Source organism: Pseudomonas sp. M1 (genome assembly GCF_022760135.1).
Classification (GTDB): Bacteria; Pseudomonadota; Gammaproteobacteria; order Pseudomonadales; family Pseudomonadaceae; genus Pseudomonas; species Pseudomonas citronellolis.
In genome coordinates this window covers 5,116,193-5,133,031 of record NZ_CP094343.1, presented here as the reverse complement: position 1 = coordinate 5,133,031, position 16,839 = coordinate 5,116,193, and the positions used below count along the sequence as shown (strand labels likewise).

Annotated in this window: 14 protein-coding genes; all 14 read left to right on the top strand. The window is 67.2% G+C overall.

All coding sequences use genetic code 11. From position 1 onward, the window contains the following. The first annotated feature begins 9 nt into the window (after positions 1-9). The 14 genes from acs to astE all read left to right on the top strand — a co-directional run bounded on the left by acs (position 10) and on the right by astE (position 16,831). Positions 10-1,965, top strand: coding sequence for an acetate--CoA ligase (gene acs, locus PM1_RS22530; RefSeq protein ID WP_009620738.1), 1,956 nt, complete (start codon positions 10-12; stop codon positions 1,963-1,965). Between the two features lie 1,005 nt (positions 1,966-2,970). After that, positions 2,971-3,750 carry an ABC transporter substrate-binding protein gene (locus tag PM1_RS22525; protein ID WP_009620740.1) on the top strand — a complete coding sequence of 260 codons (780 nt, stop codon included), beginning with the start codon at positions 2,971-2,973 and terminating at the stop codon, positions 3,748-3,750. A gap of 425 nt (positions 3,751-4,175) precedes the next feature. Continuing rightward, positions 4,176-4,865 (top strand): ABC transporter permease, encoded by a 690-nt coding sequence (locus PM1_RS22520; protein WP_009620741.1) that lies wholly within the window; start codon positions 4,176-4,178, stop codon positions 4,863-4,865. Positions 4,866-4,878: 13 nt separating this feature from the next. Continuing rightward, positions 4,879-5,577: an ABC transporter permease gene (locus PM1_RS22515; RefSeq protein ID WP_009620743.1), complete on the top strand. Its 699-nt coding sequence runs from the start codon at positions 4,879-4,881 to the stop codon at positions 5,575-5,577. A gap of 16 nt (positions 5,578-5,593) precedes the next feature. Further along, positions 5,594-6,706 carry a succinylglutamate desuccinylase/aspartoacylase family protein gene (locus tag PM1_RS22510; RefSeq protein WP_009620744.1) on the top strand — a complete coding sequence of 371 codons (1,113 nt, stop codon included), beginning with the start codon at positions 5,594-5,596 and terminating at the stop codon, positions 6,704-6,706. Positions 6,707-6,721: 15 nt separating this feature from the next. Further along, positions 6,722-7,486, top strand: a complete 765-nt coding sequence (gene aotP, locus PM1_RS22505; protein ID WP_009620746.1) for an arginine/ornithine transport ATP-binding protein AotP — start codon at positions 6,722-6,724, stop codon at positions 7,484-7,486. A gap of 34 nt (positions 7,487-7,520) precedes the next feature. Continuing rightward, positions 7,521-8,504: a transcriptional regulator ArgR gene (gene argR, locus PM1_RS22500; RefSeq protein WP_009620752.1), complete on the top strand. Its 984-nt coding sequence runs from the start codon at positions 7,521-7,523 to the stop codon at positions 8,502-8,504. Positions 8,505-9,149: 645 nt separating this feature from the next. Continuing rightward, positions 9,150-10,370: an aspartate aminotransferase family protein gene (locus PM1_RS22495; RefSeq protein ID WP_009620754.1), complete on the top strand. Its 1,221-nt coding sequence runs from the start codon at positions 9,150-9,152 to the stop codon at positions 10,368-10,370. 159 nt (positions 10,371-10,529) lie between these two features. Further along, entirely contained in the window at positions 10,530-11,546 is a 1,017-nt protein-coding gene (gene aruF / locus PM1_RS22490; RefSeq protein ID WP_009620756.1) for an arginine/ornithine succinyltransferase subunit alpha, read from the top strand. Positions 11,547-11,636: 90 nt separating this feature from the next. Further along, on the top strand, positions 11,637-12,656 hold the full coding sequence (gene astA, locus PM1_RS22485; protein ID WP_009620758.1) for an arginine N-succinyltransferase: 1,020 nt from the start codon (positions 11,637-11,639) through the stop codon (positions 12,654-12,656). Positions 12,657-12,684: 28 nt separating this feature from the next. Continuing rightward, complete coding sequence (astD, locus tag PM1_RS22480) at positions 12,685-14,148, top strand: succinylglutamate-semialdehyde dehydrogenase (RefSeq protein ID WP_009620760.1); 1,464 nt, start codon at positions 12,685-12,687, stop codon at positions 14,146-14,148. Beyond that, positions 14,148-15,494 carry an N-succinylarginine dihydrolase gene (astB, locus tag PM1_RS22475; protein ID WP_009620762.1) on the top strand — a complete coding sequence of 449 codons (1,347 nt, stop codon included), beginning with the start codon at positions 14,148-14,150 and terminating at the stop codon, positions 15,492-15,494. Before astD ends, astB begins: the two co-directional genes overlap by 1 nt. Before the next feature lie 5 nt (positions 15,495-15,499). Continuing rightward, the gene (locus PM1_RS22470; protein WP_009620763.1) at positions 15,500-15,781 is read left to right on the top strand and encodes a hypothetical protein; all 282 of its coding nucleotides are present in this window, start codon (positions 15,500-15,502) and stop codon (positions 15,779-15,781) included. 51 nt (positions 15,782-15,832) lie between these two features. Beyond that, positions 15,833-16,831, top strand: a complete 999-nt coding sequence (gene astE / locus PM1_RS22465) for a succinylglutamate desuccinylase (protein ID WP_009620764.1) — start codon at positions 15,833-15,835, stop codon at positions 16,829-16,831. The last annotated feature ends 8 nt before the right edge of the window (positions 16,832-16,839 follow it).

Here is a 16,839-nt window from a genome sequence, read left to right as displayed (position 1 = left end):
TAATGCGTCATGAGTGCGGCATCCGTGTATCCCGTGCGTCCCGAAGTGGCCGCCAATACCCTGACCGACGAAGCTAGCTACAAGAAGCTGTACCAGCAGTCGGTGGTCAACCCCGACGGCTTCTGGCGCGAGCAGGCCCAGCGGGTGGAGTGGATCAAGCCCTTCACCAAGGTCAAGCAGACCTCCTTCGACGACCACCACGTCGACATCAAGTGGTTCGCCGACGGCACGCTCAACGTTTCCTACAACTGCCTGGATCGTCACCTCGCCGAGCGCGGCGACCAGTTGGCGATCATCTGGGAAGGCGACGACCCGTCCGAGCACCAGGAAATCACCTACCGCCAGCTGCACGAGCAGGTCTGCAAGTTCGCCAACGCCCTGCGCGGCCAGGATGTGCACCGCGGCGACGTGGTGACCATCTACATGCCGATGATCCCGGAAGCCGTGGTGGCCATGCTCGCCTGCACCCGCATCGGCGCCATCCACTCCGTGGTGTTCGGCGGCTTCTCCCCCGAAGCCCTGGCCGGGCGCATCATCGACTGCCGCTCGAAGATCGTGATCACCGCCGACGAAGGCGTGCGCGGCGGCAAGAAGACCCCGCTCAAGGCCAACGTCGACGACGCCCTGACCAACCCGGAAACCAACAGCGTGCAGAAGATCATCGTCTGCAAGCGCACCGGTTCGGACATCAAGTGGAACGCGCACCGCGACGTCTGGTACGAAGACCTGATGAAGGTCGCCGGCACCACCTGCGCGCCGAAGGAAATGGGCGCCGAGGACCCGCTGTTCATCCTCTACACCTCCGGCTCCACCGGCAAGCCCAAGGGCGTGCTGCACACCACCGGCGGCTACCTGGTGTACGCCTCGCTGACCCATGAGCGGGTGTTCGACTACCGCCCTGGCGAGGTCTTCTGGTGCACCGCCGACATCGGCTGGGTCACCGGCCACAGCTACGTGGTCTACGGCCCGCTGGCCAACGGCGCCACCACCGTGCTGTTCGAAGGCGTGCCGAACTACCCGGACATCACCCGCGTCGCCAAAATCGTCGACAAGCACAAGGTCAACATCCTCTACACCGCGCCCACCGCCATCCGCGCCATGATGGCCGAGGGCAAGGCCGCGGTCGAAGGCGCCGACGGTTCCAGCCTGCGCCTGCTGGGCTCGGTGGGCGAGCCGATCAACCCGGAAGCCTGGCAGTGGTACTACGAGACCGTCGGCCAGTCGCGCTGCCCGATCGTCGACACCTGGTGGCAGACCGAGACCGGCGCCTGCCTGATGACCCCGCTGCCGGGCGCCCACGCGCTGAAGCCGGGCTCCGCCGCCAAGCCGTTCTTCGGCGTGGTGCCGGCGCTGGTGGACAACCTGGGCAACATCATCGAGGGCGCGGCCGAGGGCAACCTGGTGATCCTCGACTCCTGGCCGGGCCAGGCGCGCACCCTGTACGGCGACCACGACCGCTTCGTCGACACCTACTTCAAGACCTTCAAGGGCATGTACTTCACCGGTGACGGCGCCCGCCGCGACGAGGATGGCTACTACTGGATCACCGGCCGCGTCGACGACGTACTCAACGTCTCCGGGCACCGTATGGGCACCGCCGAGATCGAGAGCGCCATGGTCGCCCACCCGAAAGTGGCCGAGGCCGCGGTGGTTGGCGTGCCGCACGACATCAAGGGGCAGGGCATCTACGTCTACGTCACCCTGAACGCCGGCGAGGAAGCCAACGAGCAGCTGCGCCAGGAACTCAAGGCCTGGGTGCGCAAGGAGATCGGCCCGATCGCCACCCCGGACGTCATCCAGTGGGCCCCGGGCCTGCCGAAGACCCGCTCGGGCAAGATCATGCGCCGCATCCTGCGCAAGATCGCCACCGCCGAGTACGACGCCCTGGGCGACATCTCCACCCTGGCCGACCCGGGCGTGGTGCAGCACCTGGTGGACACCCACCGGGCGATGAAAGCCGCCTGATCCGCCTCCGCAACGAAAAACGCCCCGGCTTGCCGGGGCGTTTTTCTTTCTTCCACTGTAGGACAGACCGAGCCAGAATGCTCTTCGTAGGAGCCATGCTCGCCTGTAACGTAGGAGCAACTGTCTTGCCGGCTGCGCCGAGGTGCTCTTCGTAGGATGGGTTGAGCTTGCGAAACCCATGCGGTGGCGGTGATGGGTATCGCTTCGCTCAACCCATCCTACGGGGCTTCCCTGGAACTGTAGGAGGACCTTGTCCGCGATAGCCGACCGTCCCGGCGCGATTCGCGGATGAGATCCTACAGGTTGATTGCCAAGGCGGTTTCCTGAGGGCTGATAGACCACTCCTACCGCCGTTTCGTCCGTTTTCGATCGTTCACCATGACGCATGCCATGCAGGATTCATGATTCTGGATGGGAGATCAGCATGACGAGAAAGCGCGACATCTTTGCCGAGCTACTGGAAGGGTTTGAAGAGCTGGCGACGATGCGTCCTGGCAATGGCGAACCACTCTCCGAGAAGAAGTCCGCCAGGTCAGATTCAGAACGACAGGGTAGGGACCGGCCTTTGCGCAAGCGGTAACACCTCCCGCCCTGCTGCGACAAAATGAGGCGCCTGGAAACATTTCGCCCGCTTTCTGTGCGCCTTTTCTGAACTCCAGAAAACTACCCCAGGCTGGAGGCCGCGTATTCATTGAGGTGTCCATTAATTGGCTCGATACCTGCAGTGAAAATTGGTTTTACTCTTCCCGCCTTGATCACCTAAAATCCGCCCCGTCAAGACGTCGGAGCCCGCTCTCCGGTGCTTCTATAATTAGTTGTCGCATTGAAGAAATAACCGCCCAGGGGCTGTCGCTAGAATGCCGCTCACCCTGGATGGCGTGGTTTTCCACGAGAAACCCGCCACGGCAATGCGCGCAGACGACAATAACCTTCACTTCTGCACGGGCAGCCTGGGCCAACCCCTTTCTCCTGCCAATCGAAGTCCTACCCTCGAAGGAGTTACTGATGAAGAAGTTCGCACTTCTCGGCGCGCTGGCGCTCTCCGCTATCACCGCTATGGCCCACGCCGACGACAAGCCCGTGCGTATCGGCATCGAAGCGGCCTACCCGCCGTTCTCCTTCAAGACTCCCGATGGCCAACTGGCCGGCTTCGACGTCGACATCGGCAACGCCCTGTGCGAAGAGATGAAGGTCAAGTGCACCTGGGTCGAGCAGGAATTCGACGGCCTGATCCCGGCGCTGAAAGTGCGCAAGATCGACGCCATCCTCTCGTCGATGACCATCACCGACGAGCGCAAGAAGTCCGTGGACTTCACCAACAAGTACTACAACACCCCGGCCCGCTACGTGATGAAGGAAGGCTCGGCGCTGAACGACCCGCTGACCGACCTCAAGGGCAAGAAGGTCGGCGTGCTGCGTGGCAGCACCGCGGATCGCTACGCTTCCGGCGAACTGACCCCGGCCGGCGTGGAAGTGGTGCGCTACAACTCCCAGCAGGAAGCCAACATGGACCTGGTGGCCGGCCGCGTGAACGCGGTGGTCGCCGACTCGGTCAACCTCGACGACGGCTTCCTCAAGACCGACGCCGGCAAGGGCTTCGCCTTCGTCGGCCCGCAACTGACCGACGAGAAGTACTTCGGCGAAGGCGTGGGCATCGCCGTGCGCAAGGGCGATAGCGCCCTGGCCGGCAAGTTCAACGCGGCCATCGCCGCGCTGCGCGCCAACGGCAAGTACAAGCAGGTCCAGGACAAGTACTTCAAGTTCGACGTCTACGGCTCGAACTGATCCCTGACCGGAAAGTGGCGCAAACCCGGGCCGAGGCCCGGGGACCGTTGCCGTTTCGGCGCGAGTCGCGTTGCTGCGACAAATGACGCCAGGCTAGGCGCGGGATGCAGGCAATGGTGTTCCCTTGCCAAATCCCGCAACGACGCATGGCGTCATTTGCCGCGCAACCCGAAGGGACGGGCTATTTTTTGTGCGGGGGCCTCGCTCGCTGTTCATCTGGGATGACCGAGCCGTGACGCGTGCACCTTGCCCCGCGCAAAAAATTGTTCCGTCGCGGCCGTGACGAAACGGTAACGGTCCCTGCTGTTTGTGCCACTTTTTTATTGGGCGGCGGACGCTGGGCGACCGCGGCCGGTTTTCCCGGGCTCCGTGGCCCGTCGTTCTGCGTTCGCCGCTGCGGCGAGCGGTTGCATGAGGTGCTGACCATGTTCAACGGTTACGCGGCCACCATCGTCGATGGTGCCTGGCTGACCCTCCAGCTCGCCCTGTTGTCGATGGCCCTGGCGGCGGTGCTCGGCCTGGTCGGCGCGGCCTTCCGCCTGTCGCCGGTCAGGTGGCTGGCCTGGTGCGGCGACGCCTACTCCACGGTGATCCGCGGCGTACCCGACCTGGTGCTGATCCTGCTGATCTTCTACGGCGGCCAGGACCTGGTGAACCGCGTCGCGCCGCTGCTGGGTCACGACGACTACATCGACCTCAACCCCTTCGTCGTCGGCGTCGGCACCCTCGGCTTCATCTTCGGCGCCTACCTCTCGGAAACCTTCCGCGGCGCCTTCATGGCCATCCCCAAGGGCCAGGCCGAGGCCGGCTTCGCCTACGGCATGAGCCACCTGCAGGTGTTCTTCCGCGTGCAGGTGCCGCAGATGATCCGCCTGGCCATCCCCGGCTTCACCAACAACTGGCTGGTGCTGGTCAAGGCCACTGCGCTGATCTCGGTGGTCAGCCTGCAGGACATGATGTTCAAGGCCAAGCAGGCCGCGGACGCCACCCGCGAGCCGTTCACCTGGTACCTGTTCGTCGCCGCCCTCTACCTGGTGGTGACCAGCGTCTCGCTGCTGTTGCTGCGCCTGCTCGAGCGCCGCTACTCGGTGGGCGTCAAGGTCGCGGATTTGTAAGGGGAGCCACGCGATGATTTTCGACTACACCGTCATCTGGGAAAACCTGCCGCTGTACTTCGGCGGCCTGCTGGTGACCCTCAAGCTGCTGCTGATCTCCCTGGCCGTGGGCCTGCTGCTGGCCGTGCCGCTGGCGCTGATGCGCGTGTCCAAGCGCCCGGCGGTGAACCTGCCGGCCTGGCTGTACACCTACGTGATCCGCGGCACGCCCATGCTGGTGCAGCTGTTCCTGATCTACTACGGCCTGGCCCAGTTCGAGACGGTGCGCAACAGCGTGTTCTGGCCCTGGCTGTCCAATGCCAGCTTCTGCGCCTGCCTGGCCTTCGCCATCAACACCAGCGCCTACACCGCGGAAATCCTCGCCGGCAGCCTCAAGGCCACGCCCCATGGCGAGATCGAGGCGGCCAAGGCCATGGGCATGTCGCGCCTGAAGATGTACCGCCGCATCCTCCTGCCCTCGGCGCTGCGCCGCGCGCTGCCGCAGTACAGCAACGAGGTGATCATGATGCTGCAGACCACCAGCCTGGCTTCCATCGTCACCCTGGTGGACATCACCGGCGCCGCGCGTACCGTGAACTCGCAGTACTACCTGCCGTTCGAGGCCTTCATCACCGCCGGGGTCTTCTACCTGATCCTGACGCTGATCCTGGTGCGCCTGTTCAAGGCCGCCGAACGCCGCTGGCTGGCCTACCTGGCGCCGCGCAAGCACTGAGGCGGAGGAGGGGAACATGCAACGCATCGATCACCTGTTGCCCTGCGCCAGCCTCGGCAGCGAACGCCGCCTGAGCCTGTTCCGCTACGGCGCCGGCCCGCGCAAGGCCTACATCCAGGCCAGCCTGCACGCCGACGAGCTGCCGGGCATGCGCACCGCCTGGGAGCTGAAGCTGCGCCTGGCCGCGCTGGAGGCCGAAGGCCGCCTGCTGGGCACGGTCGAGCTGGTGCCGGTGGCCAACCCCATCGGCCTCGACCAGTGGCTGCAAGCCAGCCACCTCGGGCGTTTCGAGGCGAACAGCGGGCAGAACTTCAACCGCGGCTTCGTCGACCTGGCATCCCTGGTCGAGCCGCGCATCGCCGGCCAACTGGGTGACGACGCCGAGGCCAACGTGCAGCTGATCCGCCAGCACATGCGCGAAGTCCTCGACGCGCTGGCGCCGGCCACCTCCGAGCTGCAAGCCATGCAGCGCCTGCTGCTGCGCCATGCCTGCGACGCCGACGTGGTGCTCGACCTGCACTGCGACTTCGAGGCCTGCATCCACCTCTACGCCATCCCGCAGCACTGGCCGCAGTGGCGTTCCCTCGCTGCACGGCTGAAGGCGGGCGTGGCGCTGCTGGCTGAGGACTCCGGCGGCAACTCCTTCGACGAATCCTGCTCGCTGCCCTGGCTGCGTCTGGCCCGTGCTTATCCACAGGCCGCCGTGCCTGCGGCATGCATGGCCACCACGGTCGAGCTGGGCAGCATGGGCGACACCCGCGTCGAGCAGGCGCGCGACAACGCCGAGGCGATCCTGGCCTTCCTCGCCGAACAGGGGCTGATCGCCGGCGAATGGCCGCAAGCGCCGGCCGAATGCTGCGAAGGCATGCCCTTCGAGGGCACCGAATACCTCGCCGCGCCCCACGCCGGGGTGGTCAGCTTCCTGCGCCGCGCCGGCGACTGGGTGGAGAAGGGCGAGGCGCTGTTCGAGGTGGTGGACCCGTTGAACGACAAGGTCAGCACCGTGTGCGCCGGAACCGCCGGCGTGCTCTTCGCCCTGGAGCGGGGGCGCTATGCGCTGACGGGACACTGGATGGCCAAGGTGGCCGGGCGCGAGCCGTTCCGTACGGGCCGGCTGATCAACGACTGAATTCGAGTAACCGACATGTACAAACTGGAAATCCAAGACCTGCACAAGCGCTACGGCACCCACGAAGTGCTCAAGGGCGTTTCCCTGGCGGCGAAAGCGGGCGACGTGATCAGCATCATCGGCTCCTCCGGCTCGGGCAAGAGCACCTTCCTGCGCTGCATCAACCTGCTGGAGCAGCCCCACGCCGGCAAGATCCTGCTCAACGGCGAGGAACTGAAGCTGGTGCCGAACAAGGACGGCGCGCTCAAGGCCGCCGACACCCGCCAGCTGCAGCGCATGCGCTCGCGCCTGTCGATGGTGTTCCAGCACTTCAACCTGTGGTCGCACATGAGCGCCCTGGACAACGTCATCGAGGCGCCCGTGCACGTGCTTGGCGTGTCGAAGAAGGAAGCCCTGGAGAAGGCCGAGCACTACCTGGCCAAGGTCGGCGTGGCGCACCGCAAGGACGCCTACCCGGCGCACATGAGCGGCGGCGAGCAGCAGCGCGTGGCCATCGCCCGCGCCCTGGCCATGGAGCCGGAGGTGATGCTGTTCGACGAGCCGACCTCGGCGCTGGACCCGGAGCTGGTCGGCGAGGTGCTCAAGGTCATGCAGGACCTGGCCCAGGAAGGCCGCACCATGGTGGTGGTGACCCACGAGATGGGCTTCGCCCGCGAGGTCTCCAACCAACTGGTGTTCCTGCACAAGGGCCTGGTGGAAGAGCGCGGTTGCCCGAAGGAAGTCCTGGCAAATCCTCAATCGGACCGCCTCAAGCAGTTCCTTTCCGGCAGCTTGAAGTAAGCTGTCCCCCGACGAAGTCGACAGAAGCCTCCGCATGACTGCCCAACGCATCGGTTTCCTGCTCTGGCCCCAGACCCGCGCGCTGACCCTGGCGCTCGCCGAGGAGGCCCTACGGGTCGCCCGGCGCCTGCACCCCGAAGCGCTCTACGACCCGGTGTTCATGAACGCCGAGCAGCCCGCCGAGGGCGACGGCTGGCGCCTGCCGGGGCAGGCCTGGCAGGGCGTGCTGGAGCAGTGCCAGCGCGTCTTCCTGGTCGCCGACGAGGCGCCGCAGCAGGTTTCCGCGCCGCTGGCCGCCGCGCTCAAGCAACTGGCCCGCGGCGGCGCCAGCGTCGGCGCGCTGTCCGCCGGCATCTACCCGCTGGCCCAGCTCGGCCTGCTCGACGGCTACCGCGCCGCGGTGCACTGGCGCTGGCACGACGACTTCACCGAGCGCTACCCCAAGGTCATCGCCACCAACCACCTGTTCGAGTGGGACCGCGACCGCCTCAGCGCCTGCGGCGGCATGGCCGTGCTCGACCTGCTTCTGGCGGTGCTGTCCCGCGACCACGGCGCGGAACTGGCCGGCGCGGTGTCCGAGGAACTGGTGGTCGAGCGCATCCGCGAGGGCAGCGAGCGCCAGCGCATCCCGCTGAAGAACCGCCTCGGTTCCAGCCACCCGAAGCTCACCCAGGCGGTGCTGCTGATGGAAGCGAACATCGAAGAGCCGCTGACCACCGACGAGATCGCCCAGCACGTCTGCGTGTCGCGCCGCCAGCTGGAGCGCATCTTCAAGCAGTACCTGACCCGCGTGCCCAGCCAGTACTACCTGGAACTGCGCCTGAACCGAGCGCGGCAGATGCTCATGCAGACCAGCAAGTCGATCATCCAGATCGGGCTGTCCTGCGGGTTTTCCAGTGGGCCGCACTTCTCCAGTGCTTACCGCAATTTCTTTGGTGTGACCCCTCGTGAAGACCGGAACCAGCGTCGTGGGCAGGGGGCTGCCGATGGTGCGCCGGGGCCTGGGGAGCGGGGGTGAGCTGAGTGGGGGAGGCTCCCGGTTACGCTGGTGTTGGGCGTGGCCGCGTTCCCTCTCCCTAGCCCTCGGCTGCGCGCCCCGCCCTGAAGGGAGAGGGAGCCGTCCGTGCCGAGAGGAGGCCAGGTTTCAGTCGGCGATATTTGGCGTTGCCGGCTGACGCCAGAACATCCAGCCCTGCCCAACGGTCCCCTCTCCCTTCAGGGAGAGGGTTAGGGAGAGGGGCGGAGCCGAGCCAAGGCACCGTAGCCACCGGGGAATCCCCTTCGCGAGCAAGCTCGCACCTACAAGAGCAAGCGCGGTGCTGCGTGGGCTTTTCGTAGGAGCGAGCTTGCTCGCGAACAATCGGGATTTCCCGGCACCGCCGAACGCCCCGAAGGGGAAGGGCCAGGCGTCCTCTCGCTCCCACGAAAACCCCACCCAACCTTCCCCCGTCCGACCATCGAACAAATTCCCCCGCGCCTTGTACCCGCAGGCCCGCCCTGGCTTTACACTGCGCCTTACCGACGCTTTCTGTCGCATTTCCGAAAGCCTCGGAAATCCACGGGTTGGCGCTATAAGAAGTTGTCGCTTGGCGGCAATGCCAACCGGTTTTTCGTCCCTACAATCCTTCCATCGATAGCCGCCTCACCAGGCAGGAGAACACCGATGTCCGCTCCGCACGCTCAGGTACAACGCTCCGACTTCGACCAGCTGATGGTCCCCAACTACTCCCCGGCCGCTTTCATTCCGGTGCGTGGGCAGGGTTCGCGAGTCTGGGACCAGAGCGGCCGCGAGCTGGTGGACTTCGCCGGTGGCATCGCCGTGAACTCCCTGGGCCACTGCCACCCGGCGCTGGTGGGCGCGCTGGCCGAGCAGGCCAACAGGATCTGGCACGTATCCAACGTGTTCACCAACGAGCCGGCCCTGCGCCTGGCGCAGAAGCTGATCGACGCCACCTTCGCCGAGCGGGTGTTCTTCGCCAACTCCGGCGCCGAGGCCAACGAGGCCGCGCTCAAGCTGGCGCGCCGCTACGCCCACGACGTCTATGGCCCGCAGAAGTACGAGATCATCTCGATGGTCAACAGCTTCCACGGCCGCACCCTGTTCACCGTCAACGTCGGCGGCCAGGCCAAGTACTCCGACGGCTTCGGGCCGAAGGTCGAAGGCATCACCCACATCCCGTTCAACGACCTGGACGCGCTCAAGGCCGCCATCTCGGACAAGACCTGCGCGGTCATCATCGAGCCGGTGCAGGGCGAGAGCGGCGTGCTGCCGGCCGACAAGGCCTACCTGGAAGGCGTGCGCAAGCTGTGCGACGACAACGGCGCGCTGCTGATCTTCGACGAAGTGCAGAGCGGTTTCGGCCGTACCGGCTACCTTTACGCCTACCAGCACTACGGCGTGGTCCCGGACATCCTCTCCAGTGCCAAGAGCCTGGGCGGCGGCTTCCCCATCGGCGCCATGCTGACCACCGCGAAGATCGCCGAACACCTGGTCGTCGGCACCCACGGCACCACCTACGGCGGCAACCCGCTGGCCTGCGCGGTGTCCGGCGCGGCCTTCGATGTGATCAATACGCCCGAGGTGCTCGAAGGCGTGCGCGCCAAGCACGAGCGCTTCAAGGCGCGCCTGGAGAAGCTCGGCCAGGAATACGGCATCTTCACCCAGGTCCGCGGCCTCGGCCTGTTGATCGGCGCGGTGCTGGCCGATGCCTGGAAGGGCAAGGCCAAGGACGTGTTCAACGCCGCCGAGAAGGAAGGCCTGATGATCCTGCAGGCCGGTCCGGACGTGGTGCGCTTCGCGCCCAGCCTGGTGATCGACGACGCCGACATCGACGAAGGCCTGGATCGCCTGGAGCGCGCGGTGGCCAAGCTCACCCGCGGCTGATCCGCAGTACGGCGCCGGGCATCCCGCCGGCGCCGGTTCGATGCGGCCGGCTTGCCCGGCCGTTTTTCGCAGGCCCCGAATGCGTTGGCGCAGGCTGTGCCGTGCCCGCGACGCGACGGGGAAGTTCATATGGTTTTGTCTGGTTAGAGGAGTGACGCCATGCTGGTGATGCGCCCCGCCCAAGCGGCCGACCTGCAGCAGGTGCAGCGTCTCGCCGCGGACAGCCCGGTCGGCGTCACGTCGCTGCCGGACGACGCGGAACGGCTGAAGGAAAAGATCCTGGCCTCGGAGGCCTCGTTCGCCGCCGAAGTCAGCTACAACGGCGAGGAAAGCTACTTCTTCGTCCTCGAGGACACGCAGACCGGGCAACTGGTCGGCTGCTCGGCCATAGTCGCCTCGGCCGGCTTCTCCGAGCCCTTCTACAGCTTCCGCAACGAGACCTTCGTGCACGCCTCGCGCGAGCTGAAGATCCACAACAAGATCCACGTCCTCTCGCTGTGCCACGACCTCACCGGCAACAGCCTGCTGACCAGCTTCTACGTGCAGCGCGAGCTGGTGAACACGCCCATCGCCGAGCTCAACTCCCGCGGCCGCCTGCTGTTCATGGCCAGCCACCCGGAGCGCTTCGCCGACGCCGTGGTCACCGAGATCGTCGGCTACAGCGACGAGCAGGGCGAATCGCCGTTCTGGAACGCCGTGGGGCGCAACTTCTTCGACCTCAACTACAGCGAGGCCGAGAAGCTCTCGGGCCTGAAGAGCCGCACCTTCCTCGCCGAGCTGATGCCGCACTACCCGATCTACGTGCCGCTGCTGCCGGACGAGGCCCAGGAAGCCATGGGCCAGGTGCACCCGCGGGCGCAGATCACCTTCGACATCCTGATGCGCGAAGGCTTCGAGACCGACAACTACATCGACATCTTCGATGGCGGCCCGACCCTGCACGCGCGCACCTCGGGCATCCGCTCCATCGCCCAGAGCCGCCTGGTGCCGGTGCGCATCGGCGAGGTGCCCAAGGCCACCCGCAGCTACCTGGTCACCAACGGCCTGCTGCAGGACTACCGCGCAGTGGTCGCCGAGCTGGACTGGGTGCCCGGCAAGCCGGTGACCCTCAGCGCCGAAACCGCCGAGGCCCTGGGCATCGGCGAAGGCGCCAGCGTGCGTCTGGTAGCGGTTTAACGAGCTGGAAGCCAGAAGCCGGAAGCTGGAGGCTCAGCGCTTTCAACTTCCAGCTTCCGGCTTCCGGCTCATAGCTTGAACGGAGTGAATATGATCGTTCGTCCTGTCACCAGCGCCGACCTGCCGGCCCTCATCGAACTGGCGCGCAGCACCGGCACCGGGCTGACCACGCTGCCGGCCAACGAACAGCGCCTGGCGCACCGCGTCGGCTGGGCCGAGAAGGCCTTCCGCGGCGAAGCCGAGCGCGCCGACGCCGACTACCTGTTCGTCCTCGAGGACGATGCCGGCAAGGTCGTCGGCATCTCCGCCGTGGCCGGCGCCGTCGGCCTGCGCGAGCCCTGGTACAACTATCGCGTCGGCCTTACCGTCAGCGCCTCCCAGGAGCTGGGCATCCACCGCGAGATCCCCACGCTGTTCCTGGCCAACGACCTCACCGGGCAGTCCGAGCTGTGCTCGCTGTTCCTGCACGCCGACTACCGCAGCGGCCTCAACGGCCGCCTGCTGTCCAAGGCGCGCTTCCTGTTCATCGCCGAGTTCCGCGAGCTGTTCGGCGACAAGGTGATCGCCGAGATGCGCGGCATGTCCGACGCCGACGGCCGCTCGCCGTTCTGGGAAAGCCTGGGCCGGCACTTCTTCAAGATGGAATTCAGCCAGGCAGACTACCTGACCGGCGTCGGCAACAAGGCCTTCATCGCCGAACTGATGCCGAAGTTCCCGCTGTACACCTGCTTCCTCTCGGAAGAGGCGCGCAACGTGATCGGCCGCGTGCACCCGGACACCGAGCCGGCGCTGGCCATGCTCAAGGCCGAGGGCTTCAGCTACCAGGGCTACGTCGACATCTTCGACGCAGGCCCCGCCATCGAGGCACCGACCGAGAAGATCCGCGCCATCGCCGACAGCCAGGCGCTGGTGCTGGCCATCGGCACGCCCGGCGACGACGCCGAGCCTTACCTGATCCACAACCGCAAGCGCGAGGAATGCCGCATCGCCGCGGCCCCGGCGCGGGTCGCCGCCGGCTCCCTGGTGGTCGACGCGCAGACCGCCAAGCGCCTGCGCCTGTCCGCCGGCGCCTCGGTGCGCGCGGTGCCGCTGTCCGCCGGAAAACGCTGATCCCGCGCGGATCGGAGGAGAACAAGAGATGACTACCCACTACATCGCCGGCCAGTGGCAGGCGGGCGAGGGCGCTACCCTGGAATCCCTCGACCCGGTCAGCCAGGCCGTGGTCTGGAGCGGCCGCGCCGCCAGCGCCGGACAGGTCGACACCGCCGTGGCCGCCGCCCGCGCCGCCTTCCCGGCCTGGGCGCGGCGCCCGCTGGAAGAGCGCATCGCCGTGCTGGAAGCCTTCGCCGCCACCCTCAAGGCGCGCAGCGACGAGCTGGCCCGGGCGATCGGCGAGGAAACCGGCAAGCCGCTGTGGGAATCCGGCACCGAAGTCACCAGCATGGTCAACAAGGTGGCCATCTCGGTCCAGGCCTACCGCGAGCGTACCGGCATCAAGAGCGGCCCGCTGGCCGACGCCACGGCCGTGCTGCGCCACAAGCCGCACGGGGTGGTCGCGGTGTTCGGCCCCTACAACTTCCCCGGCCACCTGCCCAACGGCCATATAGTGCCGGCGCTGCTGGCCGGCAACTGCGTGATCTTCAAGCCCAGCGAACTGACGCCCAAGGTCGCCGAGCTGACCGTCCGCGCCTGGATCGACGCCGGCCTGCCGGCGGGCGTGCTCAACCTGGTGCAGGGCGCCCGCGACACCGGCGTGGCCCTGGCTGCGCACGCGGACATCGACGGCCTGTTCTTCACCGGCTCCAGCCGCACCGGCAACCTGCTGCACAGCCAGTTCGGCGGCCAGCCGCAGAAGATCCTGGCGCTGGAGATGGGCGGCAACAACCCGCTGATCGTCGATGAAGTGAAGGACATCGACGCCGCCGTCTACACCATCATCCAGTCCGCCTTCATCTCCGCCGGCCAGCGCTGCACCTGCGCGCGGCGCCTGCTGGTGCCGGCGGGCGAGTGGGGCGACGCCCTGCTGGCGCGCCTGGTGGCGGTGACCGCGAGCATCAAGGTCGGCCGCTTCGACGAACAGCCGGCGCCCTTCATGGGCTCGGTGATCTCCCTGGCCGCCGCCGAGCACCTGCTCAAGGCCCAGGAGCACCTGCTGGCCAACGGTGCCGTGGCCCTGCTGGCCATGTCCCAGCCGCTGGAAGGCGCGGCCCTGCTGACCCCCGGCATCCTCGACGTGACCGGCATGGCGCAGCGCCCGGACGAAGAATTCTTCGGCCCACTGCTGCAGGTCATCCGCTACGGCGATTTCGACGAAGCCGTGCGCGAAGCCAACGCCACCCAGTACGGCCTGGCCGCCGGCCTGCTGTCCGATTCCCGCGAGCGCTTCGAGGGCTTCCTGCTCGACAGCCGCGCCGGCATCGTCAACTGGAACAAGCAACTGACCGGCGCCGCCAGCAGCGCGCCCTTCGGCGGTATCGGCGCCTCCGGCAACCACCGCCCGAGCGCCTACTACGCCGCCGACTACTGCGCCTATCCGGTGGCCTCGCTGGAAAGCGAAAGCCTTGCCCTGCCTGCAACCCTGACTCCGGGAGTGAGCCTGTGATGACCGCCTATGAAATGAACTTCGACGGTCTTGTCGGCCCGACGCACAACTATGGTGGCCTGTCCTACGGCAACGTCGCCTCGCAGAGCAACAGCCAGGTGGCGTCCAACCCGAAGGAAGCCGCCAAGCAGGGCCTGGCGAAGATGAAGGCGCTGATGGAAATGGGCTTCAAGCAGGGTGTGCTCGCCCCTCAGGAACGCCCGGCTGTGGCCTCGCTGCGGGCCCTCGGCTTCAGCGGCAGCGATGCCGAGGTGATCGCCAAGGCGGCGAAGGAAGCCATGCCGCTGCTCGCCGCGGTCAGCTCGGCCTCCTGCATGTGGACGGCCAACGCCGCCACCGTCAGCCCCAGCGCCGACACCGCCGATGGCCGCGTGCACTTCACCGCGGCCAACCTGAACTGCAAGTTCCACCGCTCCATCGAGCATCCGGTCACCAGCCGCATCCTCGGCGCCATGTTCGGCGACGAGAAACACTTCGCCCACCACGCTGCGCTGCCGGCGGTGGCGCAGTTCGGCGACGAGGGCGCGGCCAACCACACGCGCTTCTGCAAGGGCTACGGCGAGGCCGGCGTGGAGTTCTTCGTGTTCGGCCGCAGCGCCTTCGACAGCCGCTTCCCGGCGCCGCAGCGCTACCCGGCGCGGCAGACCCTCGAAGCCTGCCAGGCGGTGGCCCGCCTGCACGGCCTGGGCGAGGAGGGCGTGGTCTACGCCCAGCAGAACCCGGCGGTAATCGACCAGGGTGTGTTCCACAACGACGTGATTTCCGTGGGCAACGGCGAGGTGCTGTTCTACCACCAGGACGCCTTCCTCGACACCGACAAGGTGCTGGCCGAGCTGGACGCCAAGCTGGGCCGCCGCGGCGGCCGCTTCCAGCCGGTCTGCGTGCCGGGCGACCAGGTGAGCGTGGAAGACGCGGTCAGGTCCTACCTGTTCAACAGCCAGCTGCTCAGCCGCGCCGACGGCAGCATGCTGCTGATCGTCCCGGAAGAGTGCCGGCAGAACGAGCGCGTGTGGAACTACCTGTCGCGCCTGACCGCCGAGGGCGGGCCGATCCGCGAAGTGAAGGTCTTCGACCTCAAGCAGAGCATGCAGAACGGCGGCGGCCCGGCCTGCCTGCGCCTGCGCGTGGCGCTCAACGAGGCCGAGCTGGCCGCGGTGAACCCGGGCGTGGTCATGACCCCGGCGCTGTACGACACCCTGGTGGCCTGGGTCGACAAGCACTACCGCGACCGCCTGTCCGAAGCCGACCTGGCCGACCCGCAGTTGCTGGTGGAGTGCCGGACGGCATTGGATGAACTGAGCCGGATCCTTAAACTGGGCTCCGTCTATCCCTTCCAGATGAGTTGAACATCATGACCACCGAAAGCCTTCCGCTGATCCTCGAAGACGCCACCGGCGCCCGTCGCGAGACCCACAGCGCCCGCCTGGCCATCCGCCTGGAGGGCCGCGACCTGTGGCTGGAGGCCGACGGCAAGGGCGGCCTGCTGATCTACGCCGAGTCCTTCGAGGAGGACACCGAGGTACCGCTGCTGGTGGTCCGCCCGCAGGCGGTCAACCAGCTCAGCCTGAGCCTGGAGCTGGAGGCCGCCGAAGTCCACGAACATGGTCCAGACTGTGGATGTGACCATCACTGATCGCAGGGGCCGCCGCCCGCAGGTGCCGGCGGCCAACCGGGAGACCCGCGCATGCTAGCACTGGGCAAGCTGCTCGACCTGACCCTCGTCGGTCGCGAGCCGACCGAGAAGATCCAGCTCACCGCCGACGGCACGCGCCTGCACTGGCTGGCCGAAGGCGCCCTCGAGGTGACCCCCGCCAGCGGCCGCGACAACGGCCTGGACCTGCTGCTCTCGGCCGGCATCCACGGCAACGAGACGGCGCCCATCGAACTGCTCGACCGCCTGGTCCAGCGCATCGCCCGCGGCGAGCTGAAGCCGGCGGCGCGCCTGCTGTTTCTGCTCGGCAACCCGGAAGCCATGCGCCGCGGCGAACGCTACCTGGAACAGGACATCAACCGCCTGTTCTGCGGCCGCCACGAGGACGGCAGCGGCAGCGAGGCCCTGCGCGCTGCCGAACTGGAACGCCTGGCCGCGGCCTTCTTCGCCCGCGACGGCCGCCAGCGCCTGCACTACGACCTGCACACGGCGATCCGCGGTTCGAAGATCGAGCAATTTGCCCTCTACCCCTGGAGCGAAGGCCGCGAGCACTCCCGCGTGGAGCTGGCGCGCCTGCGCAGCGCCGGGATAGACGCGGTGCTGCTGCAGAACAAGACCGGCATCACCTTCAGCTCCTACACCTACAGCCGCCTGGGCGCCGAGGCCTTCACCCTGGAGCTGGGCAAGGCGCGGCCGTTCGGGCAGAACCAGGTGGTCAACCTGGGCCGCCTGGAGGCGCTGCTGCAGGTGCTGGTCGACGGCAGCGAGGCGCCGGTGGAGGAGGGCGGGCTGGACGGCCTGCAGTTGTTCGCCGTGTCCCGCGAGGTGATCAAGCACAGCGACCACTTCCGCCTGCACCTGGACGACGCCGTGGACAACTTCACCGAGCTGGACCATGGCTACCTGCTCGCCGAGGACATCGGCGGCACCCGCTGGATCGTCGAAGAGAAAGGCGCGCGCATCATCTTCCCCAACCCGCGGGTGCGGAACGGCCTGCGCGCCGGCATTCTCGTGGTGCCCACCAAGCTCTGAGCGCCCGG